Annotated in this window: 10 protein-coding genes; 9 read left to right on the forward strand and 1 reads right to left on the reverse strand. The window is 63.8% G+C overall.

The features are described from left to right. Window positions 1-42: 42 nt before the first annotated feature. Window positions 43-543 (reverse strand): OsmC family protein, encoded by a 501-nt coding sequence (locus L0G76_RS10925; RefSeq protein WP_304357264.1) that lies wholly within the window; start codon window positions 541-543, stop codon window positions 43-45. Between the two features lie 125 nt (window positions 544-668). Between L0G76_RS10925 and L0G76_RS10930 the strand changes: the two genes are divergently transcribed. The 9 genes from L0G76_RS10930 (at window position 669) to L0G76_RS10970 (ending at window position 10,062) form a co-directional block, all read left to right on the forward strand. Beyond that, window positions 669-2,285: a molybdopterin-dependent oxidoreductase gene (locus L0G76_RS10930; protein ID WP_304357265.1), complete on the forward strand. Its 1,617-nt coding sequence runs from the start codon at window positions 669-671 to the stop codon at window positions 2,283-2,285. A gap of 259 nt (window positions 2,286-2,544) precedes the next feature. After that, window positions 2,545-3,222, forward strand: coding sequence for a fasciclin domain-containing protein (locus tag L0G76_RS10935; protein ID WP_304357266.1), 678 nt, complete (start codon window positions 2,545-2,547; stop codon window positions 3,220-3,222). 129 nt (window positions 3,223-3,351) lie between these two features. Next, entirely contained in the window at window positions 3,352-3,981 is a 630-nt protein-coding gene (locus tag L0G76_RS10940; protein ID WP_304357267.1) for a sigma-70 family RNA polymerase sigma factor, read from the forward strand. After that, on the forward strand, window positions 3,978-4,856 hold the full coding sequence (locus tag L0G76_RS10945; protein ID WP_304357268.1) for an anti-sigma factor: 879 nt from the start codon (window positions 3,978-3,980) through the stop codon (window positions 4,854-4,856). The genes L0G76_RS10940 and L0G76_RS10945 overlap by 4 nt, the downstream gene beginning before the upstream one ends. A 131-nt stretch (window positions 4,857-4,987) precedes the next feature. Then, a complete protein-coding gene (locus L0G76_RS10950) occupies window positions 4,988-6,376 on the forward strand; it encodes a sensor histidine kinase (protein ID WP_304357269.1) in 1,389 nt (462 codons plus the stop codon). A 2-nt stretch (window positions 6,377-6,378) separates the two neighbouring features. Then, window positions 6,379-7,029 (forward strand): response regulator, encoded by a 651-nt coding sequence (locus tag L0G76_RS10955; protein ID WP_304357270.1) that lies wholly within the window; start codon window positions 6,379-6,381, stop codon window positions 7,027-7,029. Between the two features lie 174 nt (window positions 7,030-7,203). After that, entirely contained in the window at window positions 7,204-8,091 is an 888-nt protein-coding gene (locus L0G76_RS10960) for an ABC transporter ATP-binding protein (protein ID WP_304357271.1), read from the forward strand. After that, entirely contained in the window at window positions 8,088-9,287 is a 1,200-nt protein-coding gene (locus L0G76_RS10965) for an ABC transporter permease (protein ID WP_304357272.1), read from the forward strand. The genes L0G76_RS10960 and L0G76_RS10965 overlap by 4 nt, the downstream gene beginning before the upstream one ends. A gap of 199 nt (window positions 9,288-9,486) precedes the next feature. Further along, complete coding sequence (locus tag L0G76_RS10970; RefSeq protein ID WP_304357273.1) at window positions 9,487-10,062, forward strand: GNAT family N-acetyltransferase; 576 nt, start codon at window positions 9,487-9,489, stop codon at window positions 10,060-10,062. Window positions 10,063-10,198: the final 136 nt, after the last annotated feature.

A 10,198-nucleotide genomic window follows, 5' to 3' on the forward strand; every position in this document is an offset into this window, starting at 1 on the left:
CTGGAGTCAGACCGGCTGGAGTCAGACCGGCTGGAGTCCAACTCAGCTGAGCTGGAAGTTGTCCGGGTTCTTGTATTCCTCGATCTCGACGCTCGGGCTGCCCTGCCCCTTGAGCAGCTTCGAGATCGGGCACCGGGCATGGGCCCGCCCCGCGTACTTCTCCGCGTCCGCGGCGGAGACGCCTTCGATGGAGATATAGGCCCGGGGCACGAAGTGGAATCCGGCGTTGGACTCACCGTGCAGGTCGACCTCGACCCGGACTCGGGACAGAGCTTCGACGTCGTTGACGGCCAGCACAACTTTCAGTGTTTCGCCGAGGCAGGTGCTCCAGGCCATCGCGAGGAACTGTTCGGGGTTGCTGCCCTGATCGGTATGTGAGGTGGGTGCCGTCGCCAGCGTCATTCCGTCTTCGACGCGCACTTCGCCCGAGGTTCCGCCGAGGTTCTCGACCTTGGCCGTATAGATGGGGGCACTTGCACTTCTGGGTTCGTCCGAGTCTCCGCTTGGCGCCTGCGGCTCGGCGTATCCTGGGTTCTCAGTCATTGCACTATGCTACGTCAGCTAGACGACAAGATCACTGATAATTTCGTGAACGGGACGAGACCCAGGGACGAATCTTCGCACCCGGACCACCCATCCGAATCGTTCTCTGCTCCGAATACCCGTACATGAGAAGTCCACTTCGCTCTGCCCTCGCCGGGATCGTCGCCACCCTCGTCCTGTTCGGTGCCGCCGACCTCATCGCCCGGGCGTTCGGGCCGCAAGCGGCACCTCTGCTGGCACTGGGTCAGACGATCATTCCGCTCACACCGACCGAAGTCGTCAAGCCTGTCATCGACCTCTTCGGCACCAATGACAAACTCTTCCTCATCCTCACCACAGGATTCGCAGCGTTGATCCTCGGCGGACTCATCGGCTGGCTGGCATCTCACCGGCTGCGCCTGGCGACCGTGCTCCTCTTCGTGGCCGGTCTGGTTCCCCTCCTCGTCATTCTCATCCGTCCTGAGTCCAGTGTCATCGACATCATCCCAACTCTCATCGGGCTCGTCCTGGGCATGGCCGTCTTCCGAGTCCTCATGAGCTCCGGGACGAGTCCGAATGAGATCGGAACAGCTCCCGCAGCCCCTCGGAAGTTTCCTGCCGCGGCCATCCCTGCCGGCTCGTCCACACCTGAGGAGAGCTCATCCGACTCGTCCGAGAAACCGGCGTCATCACCATCTCGACGCCGATTCTTCGTCATCACCGGCATCATCGGAGCAGCGGGGGCCGCCGCAGTGGCGGCTGGACAGACCGTGGCCTCGTTGACTCTCGACGCCGGTGCCGCGGTTGCCAAACTGGTGCTGCCGACGCCTGCCAAGAAGGCCCCTCCGATTCCTGCCGATGCCCACCCCGACGTCAAGGGCCTGGCCCCCTTCGTCACGGACCCGAAGGACTTCTACCGCATCGACACGGCGCTGGCGCCACCTGTCATCGACCCGCAGGAATGGTCATTGCGGATCCACGGAATGGTCGAGTCGGAGGTGACCCTGACGATGGACGACCTGCTCGATCTTCCCCTCGAAGAGCATCACATCACGCTCACCTGCGTCTCCAACCCCGTCGGGGGCGACCTCGTCGGCAATGCCACGTGGTTGGGCTATCCGGTGCGTGAGCTGCTGCGCCGGGCGATGCCCCACAAGGACGCAGATATGGTCCTCTCCCATTCCTTCGACGGGTTCTCCGCCTCGACCCCGATCGAGGCTCTGACCGATGACCGGGACTCCCTGCTGGCTGTCGGAATGAACGGCAGCCCGCTTCCTCCCGAACACGGATTCCCCGCCCGCCTCGTCGTTCCCGGGCTCTACGGATTCGTCTCCGCCACCAAATGGGTCACCGAACTCGAAGTCACCCGCTTCGATGAGAAGACCGCCTATTGGACCGATCGGGGGTGGGACGCCAAGGCGCCCATCCTTGTCGCCTCTCGGGTCGAAGTTCCCAAACCGCTGGCGAAGGTACCCGCGGGGGATCTCGTCGTCGGTGGTACAGCCTGGGCGCAGCAGAGCGGCATCGAGAGAGTCGATGTGAAACTCGACGACGGGGACTGGACCTCGGCCGAGCTCGGCGACGAGGTGAATATCGACACCTGGCGCCAGTGGAAGACCGGATTCAGCGACGTCGATGCAGGATTGCATACCGTCACGGTCCGTGCGATCGATCAGGACGGGAACGTCCAGACTCCGGAGCGGAGGAAATCGATCCCCAATTCGGCAACCGGTCACCACCACATCCAGTTCAGCGTCGAGTAGAGCAATCCTCAGCCTGGTACCGAACCACACCACCACGGCCCCAGTCACCGCATACAAGCGGAGACTGGGGCCGATCTGCGCAGGTCCGAGGACACCGCAGAGAACTCGGGAAAAGAAATCCCGAGAATCTTCGAGTTTCACCCATCCAGAACCACACGGGCTGCGAATACCAAGTACACAGCGAGCAATGAAGACAACTTCAGAGCTGTGCGCTGATAAGCACCACTGTTGATGCACCACCTTCACAAGGAGAAGAACGATGAAAACACTGATTCGCAATCGCGCCGCAACCGTCCTGGCAGCAGGTGCCGTCTCACTCATGGCTTTGAGTGGCTGTTCAGGCATGGGTTCGGACTCCGAATCCGGTGGTGAAGAGACCCAGGCAGAAGAATCGAGCGGAAGCACGGAGGCTCCTGAAGAATCCGGAGACTCCGCAATGGCAGGCTCGAACCTCGTGGGCCCGGGCTGCGCCGCCTACGCCGAAGCCAACCCTGACGGCGGCGGATCCGTCGAAGGAATGGCTCAGGATCCGGTCGCCACTGCGGCATCGAACAACCCGATGCTCAAGACCCTGACCAAGGCTGTCTCCGGCGAGCTCAACCCCGATGTCGACCTCGTCGACACGCTCAACGGTGACGAGTTCACCGTCATCGCACCCACCGATGATGCTTTCGGCGACGTGCCCAAGGATGATCTGGATGCACTGGCCAAGGACTCGGACATGCTGACCAAGGTTCTCACCTACCACGTCATCCCGGGACAGCTGTCCCCTGACGAGATCGCCGGTGAGCACGAGACCGTCGAAGGCTCGAAGGTGACGATCTCCGGTGAGGGCGACGACCTCAAGTTCGACGATTCCGGACTGGTCTGCGGCGGAGTCCAGACCGCCAACGCAACGGTATACATGGTCGACGCCGTCATGATGCCCTCGAAGTAACATCTGAGCTTCACAGAGAGGTGGCCAAGGACCGATTCCGAGGATTCGGATCGGCCCTTGGCCACAATCTTTTCCCTCAGAACCCGGACAACGAACAATTCTTTGCTCATCGAATGACATGATTAGTTCATGAGCTCAGATGATTCCTCGGAACCACGCCATGGACCGCCGGGTGGCGATCTCCAATCGTCAGCCGGCGGGACAACCACAACATCGGACCCGAGCAGCGACCAGCTGCTCAGGATCGCCGCCGGTGACAGGACCGCTTTCGAAGAAATCTTCGTGGCACAATCGAGAATCCTCATGGCCGTGATCCTGCGGATCGTGAGAAGTCAGTCACTCGCCGAGGAGGTGCTCCAGGAATGCTTCACCGAAGTGTGGACCCGGTGCTCCAGTTTCGATCCCGAACGTGGGACAGGCAGAGCATGGCTGATCACGCTGTGCCGCAGAAGGGCCATCGACTGCGTCCGCAGCGTCCAGGCCCAGCAGGACCGCGATTACGCCGACGGACTGCGATCCTCGGCGGGTGTGGGAGAACAAGTCGAACAGACCGTCATCGACAAGTCGGAATCAGATCGCACAGTGACGGCGTTGAAGATACTTCCCGAGGAGCAGGCGCACCCCATCGTCATGGCTTTCTATCAGGGACTGACCCACGCTCAGATATCTGAGCACCTCAAGGTGCCCCTCGGCACCATCAAGTCACGAATCAGAGACGGAATGAAGAAGCTGCGAGAAGAGTTGGAGGCAAGTCGATGAACACCGATCGTGACTATCTGGCTGCCGGACTGGCTTTGGGCGGACTCAGCGAAGCTGAGCTCGCCGAGGCGCAGACTCTTGCAGACACCGACACTGATTTCCGATCCGAGGTCGCCGAGTATGAGGACACCATGGCGCTCATGGCGGGTTCCGAGGCAACGGCGACAGGCATGTCGGACGTGGATGCACCAGAGCCCATCAGCGCGGCGACTCGGGAAGCAATCCTCGGCATCCCGAGCATGTACGCACAGGAAGGCCCCGCACCCCAGCCGCACGGACAGGAGCAAGCGCCCTTCCCACAGCAACAGGCGCAGCCCGAATCTCAGACACCGCTGCGCGCTGAGTCGGACACTCGCTCGCACGGCCGAGCATCCGAGGACGCACCACCTCCTCCGGCCGACCTTGCTGAGCACCGGCGCAAACGTCGCTCCTGGGTGCCGATGGCTGCTGCGGCTGCCGCTGTCGCCGTCGCCGCTGGCGTCGGAGTGAATTCCTGGCAGCAGCAGAACGAGCTTGAAGACGACCTGGCAGCTGCGCAACAACAGATCGACGAGACGTCGAAGCTGATGCAGGCCGACGATCTGCGCTCGAATACTGCCGAGCTTCCCGACGGCGGCTCGGTCACCGTGGTGTCGTCCGAAAGCGAACAGCTCATCCACGTCACTTCGAAGGATGTCGAGGTGGAGGCCGACAAGTCCCTGCAGATGTGGGTGATCGGCGACGAGGGGCCCGAGAGCGCCGGGCTGATGACCGAGGCTGCCACGAACATCGCCGATCAGAGATTCACCGCAAGCAGTCTGTTCGGCATCACCGTCGAGCCGAAGGGCGGATCCGAACAGCCGACGAGTGACCCCGTGGTGGCCGTCGATCTGTAGAGATATCGCCTGATCACGTGGGCCCGACGCCGTCTTCCTCGACGAACTCAGCCGAGAGGCGCAGGCCCCGACACATCGGATCCCCACACAGACGGATGTGGAACGCAGACCAGTCTGTCTAAGCTGGGAAGATGATGGCAGAGAACTCGACATCGCTGAGACATACGCGCGGAGACGTGTATCTGGTGCTTGCTCTGGCTGCGGCCTCGGCCGTCTTCGCGGTGCTCTACAACACGACGAGCTATTGGCCGTTCAAGGGACCCCTGTGGCTGATCTGCCTGATGTCGGTCCTCGTCACGCTGCCGCTCATCTGGCGTCGGCGATACCCCAGCCAGACGGCGTGGATCCAGGCTGCCGTCTTCGTCACGGCGCAGGCGCTGGCGATCATGGAACCCGGTGTCACCCAGATCATCGTGTTCATGGGCGTGTACTCGGTCGGTGCCTGGCAGAGCAATCGCCGAGCGGCATTCGTCTCCCGGCTCCTCCTCTGCGTGGGGATCTTCGTCTATCTGTTCATCTCGATGATCATGCAGTTCGAGTCGATCGGCGACATGACAGTTCTCCAGTTCGCGGCGGCTTCCGCAGTCACCTTCCTCATCAACGTCGCGTTCTTCGGCGGCGCCTGGCTCTTCGGCAACCGGGCGTGGAGCCAGCGCACGCTTCTCAATGAACTGCGATCCGCCAACGCGGAGGTCCGCACTCAGGAGCAGCAGCTGACTCGACAGGCCCTCGACCTCGAGCGGGTGCGCATCGCGCGCGAACTCCACGACGGCATCGCCCACCACATCACCGGCGTCGGCATCCATGCCGCGGCTGCACGCCGCAGTCTCGAGAAGAATCCCGACAAGGCTCGGGAGTCGCTCAAGACCATCGAATCCTCCACTCGGGAAACCGTCGACGAACTCCGCGCACTCGTCTACACCCTCCGGGACACGGACGAGGCAGTCACCGACGAGCACAGCACGAAGGGCAACCCCGGCCTCGGCGACATTCCCGCACTCATCGATGTCTCACGTCGCTCGGGACAGCGGATCGACGTCCACACCATCGGCCAGCCGCGCCCGCTGACACCGATCACGGAGATGTCGATCTACCGTGTGATCCAGGAATCCCTGACCAACTGCCGTCGCTACGCGGGCTCGCACGCCGAGGTGGATGTCCGTCTGCGGTACGGCCCGGCCGAACTCGAGGTCGAGATCAGCGACTCCCGGTCCCCCGGTGCGCTGCCTGAGGAACCACACCACGATCCCGAGCCGAGCGGCGAAGACGCCACCGACACTCGCGCCGCAAAGCAGACGGGCCTGGGCCTCGGAATCGTCGGCATGCGCGAACGGATGAGCGCCTTGGGCGGCAGTGTCGAAGCCGGCCCGAAATCCCGCGGCGGCTGGCTCGTGCGCGCACAGATTCCCTATCCTCGGAACGCCGCCGACCTCGAAGCCGCCGACTCGGAGACAGACCCCGAAGCCGCCGGGACCCACACCGCTCCTCCACCTTCCACCGAATCCACAGCAAAGGCCTGAACGTGATCCGAGTCCTCCTCGTCGACGACCAGTCGATGGTCCGCACCGGCTTCCGCACGATCCTCGAAAGCGAGGACACGATCACCGTCGTCGGCGAGGCCGAGAACGGGCAGGTCGCGATCGACCGCGCGCTCGACCTCGCCCCCGACGTGATCTGCATGGACGTCCAGATGCCTGTCATGGATGGGCTCGAATCCACCGCAGAGATCGTGCGCCGAGGAGCGGCCGGCGCGGTCCTCATGCTCACCACCTTCGACCGTGACGACTTCCTGTTCCAGGCCCTCGCCGCCGGCGCCAGCGGGTTCCTCCTCAAGACCGCCGAGGCGGAGCAGCTCATCGACGCGATCACCGCACTGGCGGGCGGTGACGGGCTCCTCTCCCCCGAGGTGACCCGACGCGTCATCGAACGCTCCGTGCGCAGTCCCGACACCACCGCCTCGGCGCCCCCGGAGCTGACACTGCTCACCGACCGGGAACTCGAGGTCCTCCACCTGGTCGCCAGAGGACTGAGCAATTCCGAGATCGCGGTTCAGCTCTTCGTCGGTGAGGCCACGGTCAAGACCCATGTGTCCAACCTGCTGACCAAGCTCGACATCCGCGACCGCATCCACGTCGTCATCTTCGCCTACGAGAACGGGCTGATGAGCAGCTGACCTCGTCCGGGGCTGCTTGATCACCTGACCTCGTCCGAGGCCGCTTGATCACCTGACCTCGTTCGGGGCCGCGCTCGGCCGGCCACGCTCGGCCGCCTCCTCCCCCACACCGCTGAGGCGAAAATAGGCCGAACGACGGATCCGCATCGCCGCGGCAGGGCATAGCGTTGAACCATGATCACCTTGGACACGATTTCGCGCAGCTTCGGCGACAAACAGGTCCTCCACGACCTGAGCTTCTCCATCGGCGCCGGCCGGATGACAGGATTCGTCGGCTCCAACGGCTCCGGCAAAACGACGACCATGCGCATCATCCTCGGCGTGCTCGCCGCGGACTCGGGTCGCATCACAGTCGACGGGGAGACCATCACTCCCGCGCACCGCAGCGCGATCGGCTACATGCCCGAAGAGCGCGGCCTCTACCCGAAGATGCCGATCATCGACCAGCTCATCTACCTCGCTCGCTTCCATGGGCTGAGCCGTCACTCCGCCCGTCGCCGCGGCCTCGAACTCCTCGAGCAGCTCGACTTGGGCGGCAAACCCGACGACAACCTCGAAGCCGTGAGCCTGGGCAATCAGCAGAAGGTCCAGATCGCCGCGGCTCTCATCCACCGCCCCCGCGCACTCGTCCTCGACGAGCCGTTCTCCGGGCTCGATCCGGTCGCCGTCGAACGCACCCTCGAGGTCCTCAAGGACTTCGCGGACACCGGCGCCCCCGTCCTCTTCTCCAGCCACCAGCTCGATCTGGTCGAACGCCTCGTCGACGACCTCATCATCATCGACGGCGGCCGGCTTGTTGCGGGCGGCACCGCCGATGAGCTGCGCAGTCAGCGCAGCACACCTGAGTGGATATTGCAGACCGATGCGGACATGGGATGGGTGCGGCAGCTGCCCGACATCACCGTCATCGAGTTCGACGGGAACTGGGTGCGCTTCGCCGCACCGAATCCGGATGCCGCCGAGGCGGTTCTGCACCAGGCCATCACCGTGTCCTCTGTGAAGTCCTTCGCCCCGCACACCGTCGCCCTCAACCGACTCTTCCAGGAGGTCACGCAGGCATGAGCTCCCACCAGGACTCCAACTCCCCCGACTCGAACGCACCCAGCACGAATGCGCCCGACACGAAAACACCCAAGAAGTCGGGGCTGGCGACGACGGCCCAGACGCAGCGGGCGAGCTTCACCACCGCCATCGGTCTCGTCATCGAACGCGAGATCATGGTCCGGCTGAAGTCGAAGGCGTTCATGGTCTCGACGCTGCTGAGCATCGTCCTCTTCGGGGCACTCGTCGCAGTGTCGGGGACGCTGCCCTCTCTGTTCTCATCCACGGACAAGGTGGCGGTCACCTCGGCGGGGGCGAAGGCAGTGGAGGGTATCGACGGCATCGAACTCGTCTCCGTTGACAGCGCGGATGAGGCGAAGGAGCTGGTGTCGTCCGAGGAGGTTGCGGCCGCGGTCGTCGACGACCCTGCGTCCCCGGTCGGTGTCACCGTCATCGCCGAACGCTCCGCTCCCGAATCACTCACCGGCGAGCTCAGTCAGGTGCCGACGGTCGAACTCCTCGACCCCGACGCCCCGGACCCGATGCTGACGAACTTCATCGGACTCGGCCTCGGGCTCGTGTTCTTCATGTCGGCGGTGACCTTCGGGACGACCATCGCCTCGTCGGTGGTGGAGGAGAAGCAGTCACGGATCGTTGAGATCCTGCTCGCATCCACCTCGGCGAAGGTGCTGATGTTCGGCAAGGTCCTGGCGTGTTCGATCCTCGCCTTCGCACAGATCGGACTGACCGCGCTGTCCGTCCTCATCGGGGCCGCCATCAGCGGAAACGACCTGGTGCTCGGCAAGGTCACGGAACCCATCGGCTGGTTCATCCCGCTCTTCATCGTCGGCTTCGTCATGATCGCGGCCCTCTACGCTGCCGCTGCTTCGATGGTCTCCCGCGCAGAGGACCTGGGGTCGACGTCCAGTCCGATCATGATGCTCATCTTCCTGCCCTACATGGCCGTCATCATCTTCTCGAGCAACGAAGCGGTGATGGCGGTGCTGTCCTACATTCCGTTCTCCGCGGCGGTCGCGGTCCCGATGCGCGTCTTCCTCGGCACGATCGAATGGTGGGAACCGCTGGTCTCGCTGCTCATCCTCGCCGTCACCACCGTCCTGGCGCTGCTGCTGGCCACTCGGATCTTCGAACGCTCGATCCTGCAGTCGGGTCCGAAGGTGTCGTGGAAGCAGGCGTTGAGCCGGTCGAAGGGCTGAACTCGGCGGAGCGCTTCGCCACCGGCTACCCGAACCTGCAAAAGCCCGGTGCAGGTGGAGTCGTCTTGCCGGTTCGGGTAGCCGAAGAGCTACGGCCTCCCCTGCGGTGCGGTCTGCCACTGTCTTTGAGCACTGTTCCAGGAGATTCGAAGCCCTGTCGTCTTCCGCCGGGCACTGCTTTCGTGGTTGCCTGGACACTGTGAATCCATTGACACTGCCACTGACGACCGACCGCCTCCGCCTGCGTGCGTATCGCGAGTCCGACGCCGAGGCACTGCTGCCCATCTACTCCCGTGAGGACGTTTCGCAGTACCTCCTCGACGAACCATGGACCGCCGAGGTGGCACGAACCGAGATCGCCAAACGCATTCCGCGAACCGGTTTGGACACCGAATCGCGTGCGCTCGCGCTGGTCATCGAGACGGCAGATGGCCTCGACGATATCGAAGGCTCGGTCGTCATCGGCGACCTCGCCCTCTGGCTCGACGGCGAATCGTCGGAGAAGGCCGAAATAGGTTGGATCCTCAATCCCGCGGCCGGCGGGCACGGGTTTGCCACCGAGGCGGCTCTCGCCATGCTCAATGCGGCGTTCGACCATTACGGCCTCCATCGAGTCACCGCTCAGATGGATGCCCGGAACACCGCATCGGCGAAGATGGCTGCTCGCATCGGTATGCGCCAAGAAGCCCATCTGCGCCAAGACTGGTGGTCGAAGGGCGAGTGGACGGACACCCTCGTCTTCGGGATGCTGGGCAGCGACCGGCAGTCGGCCTGAGGCTCACGACAGAGTCGGCTTCCCTCAGCCGTCGGCGCCACAAGCAACGGCTCCGCAGCTCTACGCCGTCCGGCTCCGCAACTCTACGGCGTTCGGCGGCGCAGAGTCAGCGATCCGACGACGATGGCAGAGACGA

The organism is Brevibacterium picturae (genome assembly GCF_030453725.1).
Classification (GTDB): domain Bacteria; phylum Actinomycetota; class Actinomycetes; order Actinomycetales; family Brevibacteriaceae; genus Brevibacterium; species Brevibacterium sandarakinum_A.